We start from the raw sequence: 20,141 nt of genomic DNA, 5'->3' as shown, positions 1-20,141 counted from the left end.
AAGTGAAGCACGGTAGCCGAAAGTGTACAAAAAGAGTGTCTTGGAATACCCGATATTTAAACCTTGTCGAGAAAAACTTGACACATACTTCCCTGAAAAAGAGGTAGACGCCCGCGAATAAATGCGGTATGATAGGAATATAGAATGATAATCATTATCAATGAACAGACTCTATTTCTCGATCTGTCTGGGAGGGGCATACCATGGTCTTGACCGAACTGAAACCCGGAAGCAAAGGCATTATTACAGATTTATCAAGCATTGATCAAAGTATTCAAAGGCGCCTTCTTGATTTGGGTGTGCTTGAAGGCCGGGAAGTTTGTTATAAATGCGGATTGCCTTTCGGCGGGCCTTGCATGCTTGAAGTCAGCGGGCAGTGCATCGGCATCCGCAAAAAAGAAGCGATGCGGATCCACGTGGAGTGTTTATAATGCAGGTCGCTTTATTTGGAAACCCCAATACAGGAAAAACATCACTCTTTAATGAGCTTACCGGATCTTATGAATATGTTGGAAACTGGACAGGTGTCACCGTTGAAAAAAAGGTGGGCCAGCTGAAGGAAAATGCCGGGATGCTGATTGATTTGCCCGGTATTTATGCTTTGAACCCGCTTTCCAAAGATGAAGCGGTGGCATCGAGATTCTTAATTGAGGAAGACTTCACATCTGTTTTGAATATCGTGGATGCTTCCCAGCTCGCACGGAACCTGCATTTGACCATCCAATTGATGGAGTACGGAAAGCCGGTTCTGATCGGGCTGAATATGATAGATGTTGCAAAATCGCGCGGCATGAAAGTGAACGACCATTCGCTTGCAGAAGGCCTGGGCATTCCGGTCGTGCCGATTATTGCAAGGACAGGAAAAGGATGCAGGGCCATATCGGAACAGATGCAGGAAAAGGCGGTTGCACCGGATTTCCGTATTGATTACGGCGATGATTTGGAGCATGCGGCGGCCTATCTTATGGACCGGCTGCCGGATTTCCGGTCATTGGACAAACGCTGGCTAGCGCTCCAGTTTTTGGAAGGAAATGAAGTGATCCGCCAAATTCCGGCGTTTGCCAATGTAAGGGCGGAACTCGAAGATTTTTGCGCGGGCGTGGAGCGCAGGCTCCGTGCCGCTAACCCGCATACCTCCATTAAACAGGAGATGTTTAAAAAGCGGCAGCAATTTATTGACCGGCTGATTGAAACCGCTGTTGAAAAAACGGCGGCAGAAAAGAAAACGCTGACGGAGAAAATAGATGCGGTCGTCACGAATAAATACCTTGGCGTGCCGATCTTTCTCGTGATGATGTATTTGGTATTTTGCATTACATTCAACTGGCTCGGCACCCCTTTGTCGGATTGGCTTGACAAGTTTTTTTCAGGCCCGCTGACAGCCTGGATTGAAGCGGGGCTGAAAGAAGCGGGGGCAACGCCGTTTATCCGTGATCTGGTGTTAAACGGGATTGTGGCAGGGGTTGGCGGCGTTCTCGTTTTTGTGCCGCAAATTTTTGTTTTGTTTTTCTTTATCTCGGTGATTGAAGATTCCGGGTATATGGCGCGGGTATCCATGGTCATGGACAGGGTCATGGAATCAGTCGGCCTGAACGGAAAAGCGTTTATTCCGCTGATTATCGGTTTCGGCTGCAATGTGCCCGGCGTCATGGCGGCAAGAACGATTGAACAGCCGAAAGAGCGGCTGTTAACGACGCTGTTGACCCCGCTCATGTCCTGTTCTGCCCGGCTTTCGGTCTACAGTTTGTTTGTCGCGGCTTTTTTCCGCCACCATCAGGCACTTATTGTCCTGTCGCTGTATGTGCTCGGCATTGTCGTTGCGCTTTTGCTTGCGAAAGTATTTTCGATGGTGGTGAAAACGGAAGGCTCTGTTTTTGTCATTGAACTGCCGCCGTACCGCGTGCCGAATGTGCGGAGCTTGTACAGAAGCACATGGGATAAAGGGAAAGGTTTCGTCCGGAAAGCAGGGACCTTGATTTTCGGCGGCACGGTTGCAATTTGGCTCCTTTCGAATGCGGGACCGGGCGGATTCAATGTGCCTGTCGATAAAAGTTTTATGGCGATCCTGTGCGGATGGATTGCGCCCGTCTTCAAGCCGCTCGGTTTTGGAACATGGCAGGCGGCGGCTGCACTTCTGACCGGTTTTATGGCAAAGGAAGTGGTCGTTTCAACGATGAACGTCCTCTATTTTGTTCCGGACGGCGCATCCCTTGCAGGCGTTATTTCCCATGCCTTTACGCCGCTTTCGGCCTATAGTTTTATGGTATTCATTCTTTTATACATTCCATGCCTTTCGACCGTGGCCATTATCCATAAAGAAACCGGCTCGGGGAAAGTGACGCTTTTTTCGATCGTTTATGCGCTTGTGATTGCTTATTTGATTGCTTTTCTGATTTACAATATTGGGCGGTTCATCGCTTTTTAAAACGGGGGAATGTTCCGATGTTATTCAGTATTTTGATTGGTGTTGTGATTTTTGCTTATGCGGCGTTTACGCTCATCCGTTTTGTCAAAAAAAGCAGGGAAGGGCAGTGCGCTTCCTGTGCACTGAAAGACCACTGCAATACAGCCAGCTGTTGTGCGCCGGATGCCCCATCCCGGGCCAAGGCGGCAAAAAGCTGAAAATACCGGGCCGCTCTTTAAAAGGTGTGCCCGGTTTATATATAGGCAGGGGTTTCGTTTTGGCGGAAATCTGGCCCGGCGTTCCGTCTGTTTAGATTTTTTTGCTCCGGTATGGTAAGATTAACAATGTCCAAACAGGTATAATGGCAGCCGGCTCCGGGGCCGTCCCGTGCCGGGTAAAAAGAATTTCAGGAAAAAGGCAGATGAGGGTTCAAGCGATGAGCAAATTTAATGATGATTATATGATTACAATGGATGATATCGTCAGGGAAGGCGACCCGATTTTAAGAAAAGTGCTGGATGAGGTGAACATGCCGCCAACTGAGGAAGACAAAGCAGAACTGCGCTGCATGCTCCAGTTTTTAAAAAACAGCCAGGATCCGGAGATTGCCAGCAAATACAATTTGCGTGCAGGCGTCGGATTGTCCGCAAATCAGATCGGCCTCAATAAAAGAATGTTTGCCGTTTATATTGCGGATGAAGACGGGGAAAAGGCGTACACGGTTTTTAATCCAAAACTGGTCAGCCATTCGGTATCGATGATCTACCTTCCGCAAGGGGAAGGCTGCCTGTCGGTTGACCGGAAAGTGGACGGTTTTGTGCCGCGTTATGAACGGATTAAAGTCAGGGCATACGATTTGGACGGGAATGAAGTGCTCATTAAATTAAAGGGCTATCCCGCGATTGTGTTTCAGCATGAGATGGACCACTTGAACGGGATTATGTTCTATGACCATATTAACAAGGACAATCCGTTCGTGCTTCCTGCAAACACGGATATCCGGAGCTTGTATGAATAAACAGCTTGCGCAAACGGCAGCCTGCACGGCTGCCGTTTGATGCATTATTCTCTTGTGCGGAAATAAGCATTCAGCTGGCCGCGAATGACTTGTTCGCGCATCGTACGTTCATTGTATTTTTTCTCTTTAATATATTCTTTGCGGATTTCCGCAGTCTGGATGCCTTCTTCGCGTTTGTTGGCGATGTCCATCAGGCGTTCGACATCGGTAAACGAATATTTCCGGATGCCTCTGTTTGTCCGTTCCGGGAAAATCAATTTTCTTTCTTCATAGTAGCGGATTCTTCTTTCACTTAAGCCGGTTAGTTCACATACCGTTCCGATCGAGATGACTTTCTTTTCCAAGTATGATTCATTCGCTGCCACCTGTGTATCCTCCCTTTGTAAGGTGTTTTTATTAATATATACCAAAAAAGCCGTTAAGACCATCTTTCTGTAAGAAATCCTGACAAGTATTTGCGCATTTTTCGCCGGCACGTGAGATTACATAACAGCAGTCCTTTGATGTCCATTGGGTTGTCCCAAAGCGGAGTTGAGTTCTTTCCAATTTAACCATATAATAATTCAAGACTGGTTTCTCTGCAGGAATGGCGGCTGCCCGCGGCCGGCTTTAAAGCGGGACCGGCATTTGCCCGTGCACTTACCCCGGCCGGCCGGGGTAAGTGCATACAGGAAAGAACGGAAGGCGGTGAATGCTGCCACTGTAACCGAAAGGGGAGTAGCACAGATGAAATCATCCCGGCTCATTTTTGCAGCAATCGTATTGATTGTTATGTTGCTCGCCTTAAATGAGTATCTGACCCATAAAGAATTGGCAAAAAAATCCGCGCAAAACAACGCTGCTGCCAAAAAACTGCTCGATGTGCCGCTTATCAGGCAAATGGATGCGCCCCGCCTTTACAACGGCTGCGAAGTGACAAGCCTCGCGATGCTGCTTGCCGATAACGGCTTTCATGTGACCAAAAATCAACTGGCGGAAGAAATCAAATATGTGCCGTTTACCTATAAAAACGGGCAGCACGGCAATCCGAATGCGGGTTTTGTCGGGAACATGGAGGACGGTCCCGGGTATGGCGTATACCACGGCCCTGTTTTTGAACTGGCCAAAAAATATGCCGGCACAAGAGCGGCGGATTTAACGGGACAGCCTTTTTCAAAAATCCTAGAAAATGTCGGGGAAGGGCATGCTGTCTGGGTGGTTACTACAGCCCGGTTTCAGCCGGTTTCTGATTTCAAAACATGGGACACGCCCCAGGGCAAAATAAACATCACATACAGCGAACACAGCGTTGTCATCACGGGGTACGATACTGGCCATATTTATGTGAATGACCCGTATGGAACAAAAAATAAGCCGCTTAACCGTAAAGTATTTGAGAAAGCGTGGAAGCAGATGGGCAGCCAGGCTATTGTGATCCGGTGAACAAAAACCCGGCGGAAAACGAGTTTCAAGAATTGTTGGATTGCCCTGTAAAGCGCTGCAGCATGCCGCCCGTGAATGCATGTTTGTATAGGGCCTGGCATTTCCGGTTATATTATCCAAAAATGGCCTTTGTACGTGCGTGTTGCGTTCAAACATTGGAAGGAAAGGCGATTTTCTTTATTTTAATTCCATGGCTGTCTGCGCTTTCCTTTATAATTCTTTAAGACTGTAATAAAATCAAAGTAAAGGCAGGTGCAGAGTATGGACGGGAAAAAGATGGCCGGGGAGAAAGCGGCAGAACTCATAGAAGATGAAATGATTGTCGGGCTTGGGACCGGCTCAACCGTTTATTACACGATAAAAAAATTAGGGGAACGGGTGCAAAGCGGCCTGCACATCACCGGGGTGCCCACCTCGCATGCGACGGCAAAACTTGCGCGCGAATGCGGCATTCCAATAGCAGACTTGAACGACACGGCGCAAATGGATGTGACCATTGACGGTGCCGACGAGGTGGACCCTTCCTTAGACGGCATTAAAGGCGGCGGCGGGGCGTTGTTGTTTGAAAAGCTGGTGGCAAAGGCGTCAAAAAGAAATATCTGGGTGGTGGATTCCCGGAAAATGGTTCAAAAACTTGGCGCTTTTCCGCTGCCGGTGGAAGTGGTCCCGTTCGGATACAAGCATTTGGTGAAAACGTTTGAGCGGGAAGGATTAAACCCTGTCCTCCGGATGAAAGAAGGCCGGCCGTATGTAACAGACGGCGGCCACTATATCGTGGATATCCGTCTCCAAACGCCTGATATCGGTGCGTTTGGAGCCTGGCTGGACAGCATAACAGGCGTTGTAGAGCACGGGCTTTTTCTCGGCATTTGCGATCTTGTTGTCATCGGGAAAGGAGGCAAGGTATATACCCGGAACCGGGCGGAGGCAAAGAACGTTACTTTGTGAAAAACATCCGTATGGGAGACCATACAGAAAATTGAATTTCGGAGGAAGATTGATGTATCGTTTATTAACGCATAATGACCTGGACGGGCTTGGCTGCGGGATTCTTGCCAGGCTTGCATTCGGCAAAGACATTGAAATCCAGTATAATTCCATATCCGGTTTAAATCCCCAGGTGGAAGCTTTTTTAAAAAAAGAACATAAAGAAGACATGCTGTGGATTACCGATTTATCGGTCAATGAAAAAAATGCGGAGCTCCTCGATGCCTATGCCGCACAGGGCGGAAAAGTGAAACTGATTGACCACCATAAAAGCGCGCTTCACTTAAATGAGCATGAATGGGCTTCTGTCCGGGTGGAGGAAGACGGCAAACAGGCAAGCGCTACTTCTTTGTTTTACCGGTATCTGCAAGCGGAAGGAAAAATCAGCCCGACCGGCGCCATTGACGCGTTTGTCGAACTTGTCCGGCAAATGGATACATGGGAATGGGAACGCAACGGGAATATGCAGGCCAAAAAATTAAATGATCTTTTTTACCTGTATCCGATCGAAGAGTTTGAAGAGATTTTGCTACATAAACTTAGCGGCAGTGAAACTTTTTCATTTGATGATCTGGAAGAAAAGATCCTCGATCTGGAAGAGAAAAAAATCGAAAGGTATATCAATGGAAAGAAGCGGGAAGTCTACCAGGCCGTGATTGACGGTTATTATGCAGGAGTTATCCATGCCGATTCGCACCATTCCGAATTGGGGAATGCCATTGCAAAAGAATACCCGCATCTCGATTATATCGCCATTTGCATGGTCGGAAAGAAACGGATCAGTTTCAGGACGATTCATGACCATATTGACGTATCGGAAATTGCCAAAAAATACGACGGGGGCGGGCATAAAAAAGCATCGGGGGCTGTGCTGACGGAAGAGGCGTTCCGGCAGTTTGTCATCGAAACGTTTAAAACGGAACCGCTTAAACGCGATTTTCCCCATAACCAGTCCAATATCAAAGGGCAGGAAGCGGGATGTTTATACCAAAACCGCAGCGGGGAACCTATCTTTATTTATAAAGACGCCCAAAAAGGCTGGGAGATCGAAGCAAGAGGCTTAAAGCAGTCTCCTTCTTTTTCCGCCTTTGAAGAAGCGGAAAAATTTGTAAAGCGCCAGTTCCAGGCGTGGCTTGCCCACGATGATGCGTATTTGGAATATATGGACAAAAAGAAAAAAAGAAGCGAAAGCGGTTTGTAAAGCTGCCCGGGTGATGCCGGGCTTTTTTTTCGTGCTGGGAGCGCCGGTTGCATGCAAATTTGCACGCAGGATGAAGCGCGTCCTTCACTTAGCAAGTTTGCCGGGGAAGAAAGGGGCTTAAAAAAGGCACATCCGCGTTTGGATGCGCCTTTTTCCTTAATATACAAGTGAGAACAACCCGTTGATATGGGCCAGGTAACGGATATTGCTTGCTTCCTTCATGGCGGAAGCCGGGAAGCCTTTTAATTGCGTTTGGTTTTCCCCGATAAACGCAATGGCATCTTTTCTGCCGAGGCTTGCAAGCGTACCGGAGTTGACCGGCTGGAATGTTTGCATTTTCCCGCCTTTTAAATAAGCATAAAGATTATAGCCGATCAATTCGCCCATTTGCCATGACATTTGTGCTGTTGGCGGATAAGGGCGTGCGCCTTCTGATGGGAAGACAACCGCGCTGTCGCCTGCAACAAACACATCCGGGTGGGAAGTGGATTGCAAATAGGCGTTTACCGTTGCACGCCCGCGGTTTACTTCAATCCCGGAATTTGCAACGACACGGTTTCCTTGCACGCCGCCCGTCCAGATAAGCGTCTTCGTTTCGATTTTCTGGCCGTCTTTTAATTCCACGACATTGTCCTGGAATTTCGTAACAGGGATGCCTGTGAAAAATTGCACGCCGCGCGCTTCCAAGCTCTTCGTTGCCCGTTCAATCAGATTTGGCGCGAAGTTCGGCAAAATGGAAGGCGCCGCTTCGACACAAATAAGCGAGATTTCGGAAGGGTCGATCGCAAATTTTTTCGACCACCCCGGAACCTTGTCCGCCAGCTCGCCAACCAGTTCAATCCCGGTCAGGCCGCCGCCGCCGACAACAAATGTGGCATCCGCTTTGTTTTTCGTTTTGGCATACTGCTCAAGGCAGGACTCGATATGGGCATGAATGCGTTTCGCATCGTCCACTGATTTTAACAGAAAGCTGTTTTCTTCAAGGCCCGGAATACCGAAGAAAGCTGTTTCGCTGCCGAGCGCCACAACGAGCACATCGTAATTCAGCTTAAAGCCGCTTCCAAGTGATACTTCTTTCGAATCAGGCGAGATTTTTGTGACTTCATCCACCTGAACGTCGACATCTTTGCCTTTAAACAGTTTTCTGAGCGGAAGCGACACCCGTTTTTCAGAAACGTCGCCCGCCGCCAGACGGTGCAGTTCCGTAATAATTTGATGGTCCGGCACACGGTTTACGACTGTGATCGCTGCATCGTCTTTTGACAAATATTCACGCGCTGATAACGCAGATAACAGGCCGCCGTAACCGGCCCCTAAAATGACAATTTTTTTACTCATATGGATCCCCCGTTTTCATTAGTTCTCATTCACCTTACTGCTGTTTGCTGCGTTCTTCCGCGACTGCAAGATAAGACTGCAGAAAACGGAACAGCTTCTGGGCTTGCGGATCTTTCAGCAATCTTAACAGGCCGAACAATCCGATCGTGTCTGTGGACGTCTCGGCACGGTCCTTTGCTTCAATCGCGGTTTGGGCAAGCCCTTTTGCTTTCTCGGCAACGGGATCCAGAAAACCTTGAAATCCGCCTTTAAAATCATTGATCAGCACTTTATCTGTCATTATGGATTGCGCAAAATCATAGGTTTTGTTTAAAATTGTGACCAGTTCGGCCATTTTCGGCAGGCTTTCAACCAACACCGTCAAAGATTGCTGGATTTCCGGATTCAATAATTGATCCAGCAAATCTTTCTGTGCGACTGCCGTTTCCGGGGTTACTTCTGGTTTTTCTTCAGGATTGCCTTTTTGAGCTGAAGTTTCTGCCATCTCCTATTTCTCCTTTTCTGATGGAATTCCCACACATATGTAGATACAAAAAATATACAGGTTCCCTGATCCCCCCTTTCTGTTTGTGAATTTCCTCCCATAATTACGCATACTAAGATTCACAAAGAAAGGTGATGAAACCTCATATATGATTAGTATATCAAATTTTCACTGTATAGGAAGTAATTTTCTTTCCAATTTCGGGGAAAATCCGCATGCAAGCTTATTTTTTGTCCCGGCTTCCCGGGTTATGCATAGCAAAATATTTTGCTTGCATTTCTTCCATTGCTGTTGTAAGATAATTAAAAATACTGAACGCGAACGAAGGAATAGTAGGCGGATCACCCCTGCGCAAGAGAGCGGCGCCCACAGGCTGAAAGGTGCTGCAGCAGGCGGCCTGCCAAACCTGCCTTCCGGGTCCCGGAAAACCGGGCGCAAAGCTTTGCGTTATCAAAAAAGAGCGGGGCGCAAGTGTGTCGCCCAAAAAAGGTGGTACCGCGAAAAGCAAGGCCTTTTCGTCCTTTTTACAGGGACGGGAAGGCCTTTTTGTTTACCCTTTTAGAAGGAGAGAAATGCCATGGAGAAAAACAGAGTCGTAGTAAAAATCGGAAGCAGTTCTTTAACAAATGACGCGGGGGAAATTGATGAACAGAAGTTTGCCGACCATATCGGCGCCCTTGCGGCATTGCGCAGAGCCGGGCATGAGGTGGTCGTCGTTTCATCCGGCGCTGTCGCGTGCGGGTTCCGGCTGCTCGGTTACCCGGCGCGGCCCGTCACGTTAAAAGGGAAGCAGGCTGCTGCTGCCATCGGCCAGAGTGTGCTCATCCAGCGGTACAGGGAAGCGCTTGGTGGTTACGGCTTAATACCGGCGCAAATTTTGTTAACCCGGAAAGACTTTTCCACAAAAGACCGGTACCATAACGCTTATTCAACGATAACAGAGCTTTTGCGCCGCGGCGTCATCCCGGTTATCAATGAAAATGATTCCGTATCGGTCTCAGAACTCACTTTCGGCGACAATGACATGCTGTCTGCGCTCGTCAGCGGGCTTGTCCACGCCGGGTACCTCATTATTTTAACGGATGTAAACGGGCTGTACAGTACAAATCCAAAATACGACCGTTGTGCACGGCGCATTGATTTTATCGATAACATCACGCCCGAGATGATGAAAATGGCTGGAGGCGCCGGTTCGAAAGCGGGAACCGGCGGCATGCTGTCAAAGTTGAAAGCCGCAAATACAGCGGTATCCCTCGGCGTCCGGGTGTTTATCGGTACGGGAAAAGGACGCGGTAAACTCGTCAAGATACTCGAAGGAAAAGGGGACGGCACGTATATCGGAGCCGCCCGCCCGGCTGTAAAGAGCCGGAAACAATGGATCGCGCTGTTTTCGGAAAGTGCCGGAAAAATATACATTGACCGCGGCGCGGAACAGGCTTTGCTGCAAAAAGGGAGCAGCCTGCTTCCGGCAGGCATTCAAAAAATTTCCGGAACATTCCAAAAAGGCGATGTCGTGGACGTCTACGGCGCAAAAGGGCTGCTTGGAAAAGGGGAAGTGCTTTACGGTGCGGATGAGTTGTTGCACGTGCTCATGAAGCCTGGCGGGCGGGCAGCAGAAGAAGTCATCCACCGCGATCACTGGGTGCCTTTAAACAGAAAGGGGCTGGGTTAAATGTCTGAAGCCGCAGAAAAAGGAAAAAAAGCGAAGAATATCAGCATGGCGCTTGCCAAAAAGACAACGGAAGAAAAAAACAAAGCGCTTTTGGCGGTTGCCCGTGTTTTGCTTGAGGACCGGGAAACGATCATTTCCGAAAACAAAAAAGACCTCAGGAGCGGGAGCCGGGCGGGCCTTCCGGAAAATATACTTGACAGGATGATGCTTAACGAGAAGCGGATCCATGATATGTCAGAAGCGGTCCGGCTGCTTGTGAAGTTAAAAGATCCGGTCGGGGAAACAGTCGAAGAAATCAAGAAAGAAAACGGGTTGCTGATCCTCAAAAAGAAAGTGCCGGTCGGTGTCATCGGCATGATTTACGAAGCGCGCCCGAATGTTACGGCCGATGCTGCCACGCTTGCGATCAAAACGGGCAATGCAGTCATTTTAAGGGGCAGCTCGTCTTCCATCTGCTCAAATCAGGCGCTCGTCTCTTCCATTCACCGCGCATTGGCGGAGACAGGCTTTCCTGAAGATGCCGTTCAGCTCATCGAAGATACAGGCAGGGAGGCGGCAACAGAAATGTTCCACCTGCGCGATTATCTCGATGTGCTGATCCCGAGAGGAGGGAAAAAGCTGATTGATACCGTTGTCCGCGAAGCTTCCGTGCCGGTGATTGAAACCGGGGCAGGCAATTGCCATTTATATATAGACGAAACAGCACAGCCGGAAATGGCCGTCCGGATTGCAGTCAATGCAAAAACGCAGCGCCCATCCGTCTGCAATGCCATCGAAACGCTTTTAATCCATGCGCAGTGGCTCGCCCGACACGGCGAAAAGCTGCTTAGCGCACTGGCGGAAAAAGGGGTGGAGATTTACGGGGATGAGCCGGTGCAGAAAATTTTTCCGGCTGCAAAAAAGGCGGCGGAAGAGGATTGGTATTGCGAATACCTCGCGCTTAAAATCAGCGTCAAAACGGTCGAAGATACAGATGAAGCGATCCGGCACATCAACCGTTACGGCACAAAACATTCAGAGGCGATTGTAACAGAAGACGGGGCCCGGGCGGAACATTTCATGTCCATGGTGGATGCCGCCTGTGTGTACCATAATGCGTCCACCCGTTTTACAGACGGTTTTGAGTTTGGATACGGGGCGGAAATCGGCATCAGCACTCAGAAACTGCATGCCCGCGGTCCGATGGGGCTGGATGCCTTAACCTCCACAAAATATTGGATTTACGGGAGCGGGCAAATCAGGGAATGAATACAAAACGGCGCGGCCAAATGGCCGCGCCGTTTTGTTCAAATGCTCCGGGCAATCGTTTGGTTAAAAAAACATTCCACATAACCCTGCCGCAATGCCGACCACAACACAGGAGGCGGCAACAAACAGAAGGATTTGTTTTGAAAACGACCGGCCAACCATGATCAAGGAAGGAAGGCTGACGGCCGGAAGCGTCACAAGCAGTGCGCTGGCCGGGCCTGTCCCGAGCCCGAAAGCCATCATCGTCTGGACAATCGGAATTTCAGCCGCTGTCGGGATGACAAACAGCATGCCGGCAAATGCAAGCAGGATCACCGCCGTGATGCTGTTTCCGGCATGCTGGCCGAATGCCGGAAACAGCCAGAAACGGGCCGCGCTTAACACAACAACCGAGAGCAAATAAGCCGGAACAAGATACAGGATCATATTTCCGGCGGCCTTTCCCCATCTCAGGAAAAAGGACCCGTTGTTTTCTCCGGCATCCGGCCCGAACTGGCGGATGTCCACCGGTTGTTCATTTTTCACGAGCCGGCCCGCCAGCCAGCTGACCCCGAACGTCATGATAAGCCCCGCCACGATGCGGAGAAGGGTAAATTTCCATGACAAGACAAAAGCCATGAAAATCAGCGTTGCCGGATTCAACATCGGGTTGCCAATCCAAAAGGCGAGTGCCGCAGGTGTGGACGCTTGTTTTTTGCGCAGCCCGACTGCAATCGGCGCAGCACAGCATGTGCACATCATGCCGGGAATGGCGCTCGCACCGGCAATAACCGTACTTCCGAATGACGTTTTGCCGAGCACTTTAAGTAGCCACGCAGAAGGCAGGAGCACCTGCACGAGCGAACCAAGCAAAATGCCGAGCACGGCCGCTTTCCAAACAGCCTGAAAATACGCGGTCACATATTGGAAAGTGCCATCCCATGAAAATGATGCCGATTTGCCCGGATCCCCGAGAATCGATGTACCGATGGAGTGCGTATGGGCGGCAAGCAAAGATTTCTCATAGTACGGCCACCATTTTACATAAAAAAGGCCTAATCCGGCAATAACGAGAAACAAAACGGCAAGCCAAGCCGCCTTTTTCCCGGATTGCTGTTCAGGTTTTGCTGTATGATTTACAACAGCCACAGCAACAACATCTCCATTTCTATTACAGTAGAATTATACCAATTTTTAATGATAACATAATAAGCTAAAAAAATAAATGGTGGGTGCAAGCCAATGGCCTGTCTCTTATTTGGCATGGGGCTGCTGCGCTTTTTCCGGTTCGCCCGTGAAAAATTTCTGCCGGGAAAAAACCCCCGGTTAAAACCGGGGGCAGGGTCAATCATTTTTTGCCCGGGTTAAAATGTCGATCAGCTTGTCTTTGTTCGGGTAATCAGAAGCTTCAAATAGCCTGATCGTCTTTTGCACATCGTAGGAAACGCGGACATTGGAAACCTGGTAATCGTGATCGCCAATTTCCACCATCGCATAAGAGGCTTTGGCGATCCCGTCAAACGGCAGGCCGACACTGCCGAGATTGACAAACGTTTTGCCATCAAACGTGCGGATAAACGGCAGGTGGATGTGCGCATATAAATAAATATCCGCGTCTTCCTGCATCAACTTCTCTTTCAACTTGCTGTTTTCGCTATCCGGTGACACATTTTCAAACAAACTGTACGGGGTGGCGTGAAATCCGTGAATTTTAATGCCGCCGTATTCATATTTTACCTTTTCGGGAAGCTGGTGCAGCGACTCCACTGCATTTTGTTCCATCCGGGAAACCGTCCAGTCCCGCTCCCGGTTCATCATTTCATAAGCCTTTTCCGGCACTTCGTTCATGCCGACGCCCCTGTACACCCATTCATCGGCATTCCCTTTAATCACTTCCGTTTTTAAAGCCGTCACCATCTCATATGCCCGCTGCGGTTCCGGGCCGCGAAAGCAAAGATCGCCGAGGACAAAAATTTTATCGGCCCGCTTTTGTTCAATATCTTCCAGCACGGCTTCAAGCGCATGCGCATTGCCGTGGATATCGGATATAAATGCCAGTTTCAATGCGATCACCTCAAAAATTGGTTTCCTTTATTATACCATAACGGGTTGCGGGTTTATCCCGGCCTGCCTGGTTTCACCACTGAGGCCCGTTTTCAGCGCCCTCTGCAGGCGGGCGGAGCGGGAGAAAATGCAATTTGCCGCGAAGTGGTCTATAATGGTACAAGGATCAGACATGCTTTAAGAAAGGTCAGGTTGATGCAATATGGCACAATCAGAAAAAATAAAATTGACTTCACTGACGACAAAGGGCGGATGCGGATGCAAAATCGGCCCGGCGGATTTGCAGCAGGTGATGCGGACGCTGCCACCGAGAGTCCAGGATCCAAATTTGCTGGTCGGGCTTGATACGAACGATGATGCCGGCGTTTACAAGCTGACAGATGATTTGGCGATCGTGCAGACAGTCGACTTCTTTACACCGATTGTCGATGACCCTTATGCATTCGGCCAGGTGGCGGCGGCAAACGCGGTCAGCGATATTTATGCAATGGGCGGCACGCCGCTGACTGCGCTGAATATTGTTGCTTTTCCGATCCATACCCTCGACAAAGCCATTCTTGCCGATATATTAAAAGGCGCCGGTGACAAGTGCAAAGAAGCGGGGGTAACTTTAGCCGGCGGGCATTCGATTGATGACCAGGAACCCAAATTCGGGATGGCGGTGACCGGCACGATCCACCCGGCAAATATCCGCACAAATGCAGGGGCAAAGCCGGGGGACAAGCTAATTTTGACGAAACCGATCGGGGTCGGGATTTTGACCACTTCCATTAAACGGGATTTGTTAACAGAAGAAGAAATCACACGCGTGACCAATGTCATGGCTACCTTAAATAAGAAAGCGGCTGAAATTTCCCGGGATTACACCATCCATGCTTCGACCGATGTGACCGGGTTCGGGCTTTTGGGCCATGCATCCGAAATGGCGCAGGGAAGCAAGGCAGGGCTCCGTATTTACAAAGACAAAGTGCCGGTGCTGCCGCGCGTGCGTGAACTGGCGGAAGCGGGCGCTGTTCCGGGCGGCACAAAAAATAATTTTGCCCATATTGAAAATGTCGTCGACTTCCCTGAAGGTATGGACCAAATAGATAAATGGATTTTAAGTGATGCGGTCACATCAGGCGGCCTTTTGCTTTCCGTTGCCGGCGATGAAGCGGAACAGCTGCTTGAAGAACTTGTAAAATCAGGGGTGGAAGCCAGCCTGATCGGCGAGGTTATCCCGGAACATCCCGGCCGTATCAAAGTGCAATAGTCCCATCAGGAACCATTAGAAAGGCGGGAAATATTTGTTTCAAGACATTACCATTGAAGAAGCAAGAAAACGGATGGAGAAAAAGCAGCTCACATGGGTGGATGTCCGTTCCCCTTCCGAATACCGGAACGCGAGCATCCCGGGGAGCGTGAATATTCCTTTATTTAATGATGAAGAACGGGCGGAAGTGGGGACAATTTATGCCCAAGCCGGCAACCGCGCTGCGAAAGAACGCGGGCTTGAAATTTTTTCGAAAAAGTTGCCCGGTTTTATCGAGGCTTTCCGTGAAATAGAAGGGGAAAAGGCGGTATTTTGCTGGCGCGGCGGTATGCGGAGCAAAACGGCAGCAACCGTTTTGGATCTGATGGATATTCATGCCTACCGGCTCCAGGGGGGCTACCGCGCCTACCGGAAATGGGTGACGGGACTGCTTGAAAATATAGACTTTCATCCGGTTACGTATGTGCTGGGCGGCTATACAGGCACCGGCAAAACGTATATGCTCCGGGCGCTTGCTTCGGAAGGCTATCCGGTGATTGACCTGGAAGGCATGGCCAATCACCGCGGCAGTATTTTCGGGGATATCGGCCTTAGCGCCCATAACCAGAAAACGTTCGATGCTTTGCTGGCAGAGCGCATTTTACAATTGAAAAATGCGCCGTATGTGCTGATGGAAGCGGAAAGCAAAAGAATCGGAAAAATCGTGGTGCCGGAATTTTTGATGGAGAACAAAGCGCGCGGCATGAAGATTATGATTGAACTGCCGGTGGAAGAACGGGTCCGCAATATTTTGGATGATTACCGGCCGTGGGAGAACAAAGAAGCATGCATCCGTGCCTTTCAAAGCATCAAAGAACGGATTCACACGCCAGTTGCAAAAGAAATCGAGAAAGATTTACAGACGGAACGGTACCATGAGGCCGTAAAATGGCTGCTCGAATATTATTATGATCCAAGATATGACCATTCGCTCGGAATAGAGGAGACAGAAAGGGTGAAAACGATCCGCGCCGGACATACCGATGAAGCGCTCGGCCAATTAAAAGAAATGTTAAAAACAGCCGGCCTTCCGTTGCACTGAGCAATGGCAGGCCGGCCGTTTACATGTATCGCGGCGGATTTATTTGGATAGCCTTTTGGTTTTGGCCTGCGGGCATGCCCCGGTCAGCAATGACAATCCCTGCCTGCCATGCCCGGATAATAGCCGTGCATCATTCCCGGGGCCATGCCCATTCCCGTTCCCGCATACCCGGGATAACCCGGCATTTGTCCATATCCGTAACTGGTGCCTGGGTAACCCGGCCCCATCGGCATCCCCATGTGCTGGCCGTACCCCGGCATGCCGTACATGCCCGGATACATCGAAGTTGCGGGATGCTGCCCCGGATACATTTGCCCAGCCGTCGGATATTGCCTTGCCAAACCGCCTGATGCTCCCATCTGGCCCATTTGCCCCATTGAACCGTAATGCATCATATCCATATCATCATCATAATAAGGCTGGCTTCCCCCTGTAAAGCTTCCAAAATGCCCTAACCCCTGAGATTGCGGATAATTTCCATATGTTTGTTCCATCTCAACCCACTCCTTTTCGGTGTTCAACATTAGAGTATGTAGATCAGGGCGCATGGTTATAGACATTTGCCCCAAAAGGTGAAAAAAATGCGGGCAGAAGCCTTATATAAAGATTTTACCGGGGTTTAAAATATGGTTTGGGTCAAACAGGTCCTTGATTTTTTTCATTGTGCTATAAGCGGGTCCGTGTTCTTCACGCTGATATTTTGCCTTTCCAATCCCGACGCCGTGTTCGCCCGTGCAGGTGCCGCCCTTTGAAAGCGCAAATGACACAATATGTTCATTTAAAGACCGGGCCTGCCGGATTTCATTTTCATTTGCCATATCGATCATTAAAATGACATGATAGTTGCCGTCGCCGACAATTGCCCCGTCCATGCCCATTCTGTCAAACGTTTTGCGCGTATCTTCAATGGCTTCGGGGAGGAAATGAATATTTCTACTTTTTATAATATATGAAAAATAAAGTGTTGGCAAAACCATTGGTCAAAAAGGGGGCAAAACTTTCGGCAGCGGAAAAAAGGCAGGTGCTTGGAAGAAATGCACAAATATTTACAAAAGTAAGCGTTTGCTTTAAACTGTATACTGTGTATATTTTTAAAACAGGCGGAAAAATATAGAAAAATAAGAGGGGGAGCGGTTTTGAAAAGGTTTGAAAACAGGGTTGCGATTGTTACGGGTGCAAGCAGAGGGATCGGCAAAGCGGTTGCAGCCGCCTTTGCCAAAGAAGGGGCAAAGGTCTGTCTCGTTGACATTCATGAAAAGGCATTAGAAGAAACTGTAAGGGCTTTCAAAGAAACCGGTTACGATGTATTCGGGCAGCCGGTGGATGTGGCAAACCGCACGCAGGTGGAAGCGGCGGTTTCAGCTGTGCTTGGCAGGTATGGAAAGATTGATATTCTTGTCAACAATGCTGGCGTGATCCGCGATAATCTGCTGTTTAAAATGACGGACGAAGACTGGGATACCGTCATGAATGTCCATTTGAAAGGAGCGTTCCTCTTTTCAAGGGCCGTCCAGCAAAGCATGGTCGAAACCAAATACGGAAGAATCATTAATACCTCTTCCACATCCGCGCTCGGCAACCGCGGCCAGGCAAACTATGCGGCGGCAAAAGCGGGCCTTCAGGGCTTTACAAAAACGCTGGCCATTGAACTCGGAAAGTTTGGCATTACCGCCAATGCGGTTGCGCCCGGCTTTATTGAAACCGACATGACAAAAGCGACGGCTGAGCGGCTCGGCGTTAAATTCGACGACTTTATAGCATTTAACCAATCGATGATTCCTGCCGGCCGGACAGGAAAGCCGGAAGATATTGCAAACGCGGTCCTTTTTTTTGCGATGGAAGAATCATCATTCGTAAACGGCCAGGTGCTCTATGTTGCCGGCGGGCCGAAAGCATAAAGGAGGGGCGGGCGGATGTTTGAAGAACTGATTGGAAAACGGTCAAACCCGATCGATCCATACGATCGATGAAGCAGCAGAAAAAGCCGGTCTGCCCGGCATGATCGCCCATGGGATGTGGACAATGGGAAATCTTGGAAAGCTGTTCACACCGTATGTTGGCGAAGGGTTCATCGAAAAATTCAGCGTGCGTTTTGCGGGCATGGTTTTTCCAGGCGACCGCTTGACACTGTCGGCAACGATGAAAGAAGCACAAGGCGCCCAGCAAACGTATGAAGCAGTGGCGGCCAATCAGGACGGGGCAAAAGTAATCAAGGGCGAAATTGTATGGAGATTGTACGGGGAATAAAAAAATCCCGCCAGGTGCGGCAGGATTCCCCTGAATTATAATTCAAGCCATTCCGTATGGAAGATGCCTTCTTTGTCAACACGCTGGTACGTGTGGGCACCGAAGTAGTCGCGCTGGGCCTGTAAGAGATTGGCAGGCAGCACTTCCGAACGGTATGAATCATAGTAGGCAAGCGCTGCGGACAAAGCCGGCGCAGGCACGCCGAAGCGGACAGCTGTCGCGATGACCTCGCGCAGCGCATCCTGGTAGCTTTCAACGATTTCCTTGAAATACGGGTCAAGGAGCAGGTTTTTCAGATTGCGGTCGCGGTCGTACGCATCTTTGATTTTTTGCAAAAATTGCGCCCGGATGATGCAGCCCCCGCGGAAAATCATCGCGATTTCGCCGTAATTCAAATCCCAGTTATATTCTTCCGAAGCGGCCCGCATTTGCGCAAATCCCTGGGCGTAAGAACAGATCTTGCTCATGTACAACGCTTTTCTGACCGCTTCAATGAACGCTTTTTTGTCCCCTGAAAAAGCGGGTTTTTCAGGCCCTTTCAGCAATTTGCTTGCCGCTTTCCGTTCTTCTTTCATGGCCGAGATAAAGCGGGCGAATACGGACTCCGTAATCAATGGCAGCGGAACGCCGAGGTCAAGCGCGCTCTGGCTCGTCCATTTGCCTGTCCCTTTTTGGCCGGCCGTGTCCAAAATGACGTCGACAAGCGGTTTGCCGGTTTCTGGGTCTTTTTTTGTAAAAATATCAGCGGTAATTTCGATTAAATAGCTGTCGAGCTCGCCTTTGTTCCAGTCGGCAAAAACTTCATGCAGTTCATTCGCGCCAAGGCCGAGGATATTTTTGAGCAGATTGTAGGACTCTGAGATGAGCTCCATATCGCCGTATTCAATGCCGTTATGAACCATTTTCACATAATGACCGGCACCATCCGGACCGATATAGGTTGTGCACGGTTCACCGTTTACTTTAGCAGCAATGTCCTTCAAAATCGGTGCAACAAGGTCGTATGCTTCTTTTTGCCCGCCAGGCATGATCGAAGGGCCTTTCAGCGCGCCTTCTTCGCCGCCCGAGACGCCGGTGCCGATAAAATGGATGCCGAGTGCGCTTAATTCCTTATTGCGGCGCTGTGTATCTTTAAAGAAGGTGTTGCCGCCGTCAATCAGGATATCGCCTTTGTCGAGAAACGGTTTTAACTGCTCGATCGTGGCGTCGGTTGCTTCGCCCGCTTTTACCATCAGCAGGATTTTCCGCGGTTTTTCAAGCGAATTGACGAATTCTTCCATTGTAAAATATCCGAAAATATTTTTTCCTTCTGATTCTTTTAACATTTGATCGGTTTTTGAACGGGAACGGTTGAAAACCGAAACGGTGTAACCTTTGCTTTCAATGTTCCACGCAAGGTTTTTCCCCATGACGGCCAAACCGATGACGCCGATTTGCTGTTTTTCCAATGTAGACACCTCGACATGATTAGATTGTAAAATCTTTCCTTTGCGAGCAATGGCTGCAAGCAAAATGGAAGTCTTACATTATTGTACCAAATATCCCCTGTTATTATAAAGAAAAAGACAGCCCGGCCGGAAAATATTTATATTTTCCGCAAAGAAGTGTGCGTGTACACGATTTAGATGAGCCGCTCACGCCCCGGAAAGCGCGCCTGGTATGTGTAAAATTTTACTCGAAGGGCAGATGAGTGGAAAAAAATGGGAAGACGCTCTATCATTTAAATGTACGCTTGTGGGCGAAT

21 protein-coding genes are annotated in these 20,141 nt (G+C 49.3%); 13 read left to right on the top strand and 8 right to left on the bottom strand.

Features of this window, described 5'->3' with window-relative positions; genetic code table 11:
- Nucleotides 1-203 precede the first annotated feature (203 nt).
- The 4 genes from IC21_RS15600 (at nt 204) to def (ending at nt 3,422) form a co-directional block, all read left to right on the top strand.
- A complete protein-coding gene (locus IC21_RS15600) occupies nt 204-431 on the top strand; it encodes a FeoA family protein (RefSeq protein WP_026104754.1) in 228 nt (75 codons plus the stop codon).
- Nucleotides 431-2,425, top strand: a complete 1,995-nt coding sequence (gene feoB, locus IC21_RS15595) for a ferrous iron transport protein B (RefSeq protein ID WP_029142595.1) — start codon at nt 431-433, stop codon at nt 2,423-2,425. Before IC21_RS15600 ends, feoB begins: the two co-directional genes overlap by 1 nt.
- A 17-nt stretch (nt 2,426-2,442) precedes the next feature.
- Nucleotides 2,443-2,622 (top strand): FeoB-associated Cys-rich membrane protein, encoded by a 180-nt coding sequence (locus IC21_RS15590; RefSeq protein WP_013859419.1) that lies wholly within the window; start codon nt 2,443-2,445, stop codon nt 2,620-2,622.
- Nucleotides 2,623-2,840: 218 nt separating this feature from the next.
- Complete coding sequence (def, locus tag IC21_RS15585) at nt 2,841-3,422, top strand: peptide deformylase (RefSeq protein WP_029142594.1); 582 nt, start codon at nt 2,841-2,843, stop codon at nt 3,420-3,422.
- A gap of 44 nt (nt 3,423-3,466) precedes the next feature.
- On the opposite strand, the gene IC21_RS15580 is transcribed toward def, so the two are convergent.
- Nucleotides 3,467-3,787 (bottom strand): MerR family transcriptional regulator, encoded by a 321-nt coding sequence (locus tag IC21_RS15580; protein ID WP_019721358.1) that lies wholly within the window; start codon nt 3,785-3,787, stop codon nt 3,467-3,469.
- 361 nt (nt 3,788-4,148) lie between these two features.
- Here IC21_RS15580 and IC21_RS15575 point away from each other — a divergent pair, with 361 nt between their 5' ends.
- The 3 genes from IC21_RS15575 to IC21_RS15565 all read left to right on the top strand — a co-directional run bounded on the left by IC21_RS15575 (nt 4,149) and on the right by IC21_RS15565 (nt 7,032).
- Nucleotides 4,149-4,844, top strand: coding sequence for a C39 family peptidase (locus IC21_RS15575; protein ID WP_029142593.1), 696 nt, complete (start codon nt 4,149-4,151; stop codon nt 4,842-4,844).
- A 261-nt stretch (nt 4,845-5,105) separates the two neighbouring features.
- A complete protein-coding gene (gene rpiA / locus IC21_RS15570) occupies nt 5,106-5,792 on the top strand; it encodes a ribose-5-phosphate isomerase RpiA (protein ID WP_029142592.1) in 687 nt (228 codons plus the stop codon).
- Between the two features lie 52 nt (nt 5,793-5,844).
- Nucleotides 5,845-7,032, top strand: coding sequence for a DHH family phosphoesterase (locus IC21_RS15565; RefSeq protein WP_029142591.1), 1,188 nt, complete (start codon nt 5,845-5,847; stop codon nt 7,030-7,032).
- A gap of 156 nt (nt 7,033-7,188) precedes the next feature.
- Here IC21_RS15565 and IC21_RS15560 read toward each other — a convergent pair whose 3' ends face one another.
- A complete protein-coding gene (locus tag IC21_RS15560) occupies nt 7,189-8,370 on the bottom strand; it encodes an NAD(P)/FAD-dependent oxidoreductase (protein WP_029142590.1) in 1,182 nt (393 codons plus the stop codon).
- Nucleotides 8,371-8,404: 34 nt separating this feature from the next.
- Nucleotides 8,405-8,854, bottom strand: coding sequence for a helical membrane plugin domain-containing protein (locus tag IC21_RS15555; RefSeq protein ID WP_017550435.1), 450 nt, complete (start codon nt 8,852-8,854; stop codon nt 8,405-8,407).
- 577 nt (nt 8,855-9,431) lie between these two features.
- On the opposite strand from IC21_RS15555, the gene proB reads away from it, so the two are divergent.
- Nucleotides 9,432-10,526: a glutamate 5-kinase gene (gene proB, locus IC21_RS15545; protein WP_029142589.1), complete on the top strand. Its 1,095-nt coding sequence runs from the start codon at nt 9,432-9,434 to the stop codon at nt 10,524-10,526.
- Nucleotides 10,527-11,774, top strand: a complete 1,248-nt coding sequence (locus tag IC21_RS15540) for a glutamate-5-semialdehyde dehydrogenase (RefSeq protein ID WP_029142588.1) — start codon at nt 10,527-10,529, stop codon at nt 11,772-11,774.
- Nucleotides 11,775-11,837: 63 nt separating this feature from the next.
- Here the strand turns inward: IC21_RS15540 and IC21_RS15535 are convergent, their stop codons facing one another.
- Nucleotides 11,838-12,902, bottom strand: a complete 1,065-nt coding sequence (locus tag IC21_RS15535) for a permease (protein WP_017550431.1) — start codon at nt 12,900-12,902, stop codon at nt 11,838-11,840.
- A 195-nt stretch (nt 12,903-13,097) separates the two neighbouring features.
- Nucleotides 13,098-13,817: a metallophosphoesterase family protein gene (locus IC21_RS15530; protein ID WP_029142587.1), complete on the bottom strand. Its 720-nt coding sequence runs from the start codon at nt 13,815-13,817 to the stop codon at nt 13,098-13,100.
- Between the two features lie 202 nt (nt 13,818-14,019).
- Between IC21_RS15530 and selD the strand changes: the two genes are divergently transcribed.
- Both selD and mnmH read left to right on the top strand, forming a co-directional pair.
- Complete coding sequence (gene selD / locus IC21_RS15525) at nt 14,020-15,069, top strand: selenide, water dikinase SelD (protein ID WP_029142586.1); 1,050 nt, start codon at nt 14,020-14,022, stop codon at nt 15,067-15,069.
- A 34-nt stretch (nt 15,070-15,103) separates the two neighbouring features.
- Nucleotides 15,104-16,150, top strand: a complete 1,047-nt coding sequence (gene mnmH / locus IC21_RS15520) for a tRNA 2-selenouridine(34) synthase MnmH (protein WP_029142585.1) — start codon at nt 15,104-15,106, stop codon at nt 16,148-16,150.
- 83 nt (nt 16,151-16,233) lie between these two features.
- On the opposite strand, the gene IC21_RS15515 is transcribed toward mnmH, so the two are convergent.
- Nucleotides 16,234-16,644 carry a collagen-like triple helix repeat-containing protein gene (locus tag IC21_RS15515; protein WP_029142584.1) on the bottom strand — a complete coding sequence of 137 codons (411 nt, stop codon included), beginning with the start codon at nt 16,642-16,644 and terminating at the stop codon, nt 16,234-16,236.
- Nucleotides 16,645-16,746: 102 nt separating this feature from the next.
- The gene (locus IC21_RS15510; RefSeq protein ID WP_306802670.1) at nt 16,747-17,121 is read right to left on the bottom strand and encodes an FAD-binding oxidoreductase; all 375 of its coding nucleotides are present in this window, start codon (nt 17,119-17,121) and stop codon (nt 16,747-16,749) included.
- 165 nt (nt 17,122-17,286) lie between these two features.
- On the opposite strand from IC21_RS15510, the gene IC21_RS15505 reads away from it, so the two are divergent.
- Nucleotides 17,287-18,048 (top strand): SDR family NAD(P)-dependent oxidoreductase, encoded by a 762-nt coding sequence (locus IC21_RS15505; protein ID WP_234969574.1) that lies wholly within the window; start codon nt 17,287-17,289, stop codon nt 18,046-18,048.
- 31 nt (nt 18,049-18,079) lie between these two features.
- Nucleotides 18,080-18,397, top strand: coding sequence for a MaoC/PaaZ C-terminal domain-containing protein (locus IC21_RS15500; protein ID WP_029142582.1), 318 nt, complete (start codon nt 18,080-18,082; stop codon nt 18,395-18,397).
- A gap of 35 nt (nt 18,398-18,432) precedes the next feature.
- Here the strand turns inward: IC21_RS15500 and gnd are convergent, their stop codons facing one another.
- On the bottom strand, nt 18,433-19,845 hold the full coding sequence (gene gnd / locus IC21_RS15495) for an NADP-dependent phosphogluconate dehydrogenase (RefSeq protein WP_029142581.1): 1,413 nt from the start codon (nt 19,843-19,845) through the stop codon (nt 18,433-18,435).
- Between the last annotated feature and the right edge of the window lie 296 nt (nt 19,846-20,141).

Source organism: Heyndrickxia coagulans DSM 1 = ATCC 7050 (assembly GCF_000290615.1).
GTDB lineage: Bacteria > Bacillota > Bacilli > Bacillales > Bacillaceae_C > Weizmannia > Weizmannia coagulans.
The sequence above is the reverse complement of the archived record's forward strand: the minus strand, read 5'-3'. Positions and strand labels throughout refer to the sequence as shown.

What these genes read in the sequence shown, in the direction of transcription:
- IC21_RS15600 (WP_026104754.1), top strand. Translation starts at nt 204, where the DNA reads ATGGTCTTGACCGAACTGAAACCCGGAAGCAAAGGCATTATTACAGAT.
- feoB (WP_029142595.1), top strand. Translation starts at nt 431, where the DNA reads ATGCAGGTCGCTTTATTTGGAAACCCCAATACAGGAAAAACATCACTC.
- IC21_RS15590 (WP_013859419.1), top strand. Translation starts at nt 2,443, where the DNA reads ATGTTATTCAGTATTTTGATTGGTGTTGTGATTTTTGCTTATGCGGCG.
- def (WP_029142594.1), top strand. Translation starts at nt 2,841, where the DNA reads ATGAGCAAATTTAATGATGATTATATGATTACAATGGATGATATCGTC.
- IC21_RS15575 (WP_029142593.1), top strand. Translation starts at nt 4,149, where the DNA reads ATGAAATCATCCCGGCTCATTTTTGCAGCAATCGTATTGATTGTTATG.
- rpiA (WP_029142592.1), top strand. Translation starts at nt 5,106, where the DNA reads ATGGACGGGAAAAAGATGGCCGGGGAGAAAGCGGCAGAACTCATAGAA.
- IC21_RS15565 (WP_029142591.1), top strand. Translation starts at nt 5,845, where the DNA reads ATGTATCGTTTATTAACGCATAATGACCTGGACGGGCTTGGCTGCGGG.
- IC21_RS15560 (WP_029142590.1), bottom strand. Translation starts at nt 8,370, where the DNA reads ATGAGTAAAAAAATTGTCATTTTAGGGGCCGGTTACGGCGGCCTGTTA.
- IC21_RS15555 (WP_017550435.1), bottom strand. Translation starts at nt 8,854, where the DNA reads ATGGCAGAAACTTCAGCTCAAAAAGGCAATCCTGAAGAAAAACCAGAA.
- proB (WP_029142589.1), top strand. Translation starts at nt 9,432, where the DNA reads ATGGAGAAAAACAGAGTCGTAGTAAAAATCGGAAGCAGTTCTTTAACA.
- IC21_RS15540 (WP_029142588.1), top strand. Translation starts at nt 10,527, where the DNA reads ATGTCTGAAGCCGCAGAAAAAGGAAAAAAAGCGAAGAATATCAGCATG.
- selD (WP_029142586.1), top strand. Translation starts at nt 14,020, where the DNA reads ATGGCACAATCAGAAAAAATAAAATTGACTTCACTGACGACAAAGGGC.
- IC21_RS15515 (WP_029142584.1), bottom strand. Translation starts at nt 16,644, where the DNA reads ATGGAACAAACATATGGAAATTATCCGCAATCTCAGGGGTTAGGGCAT.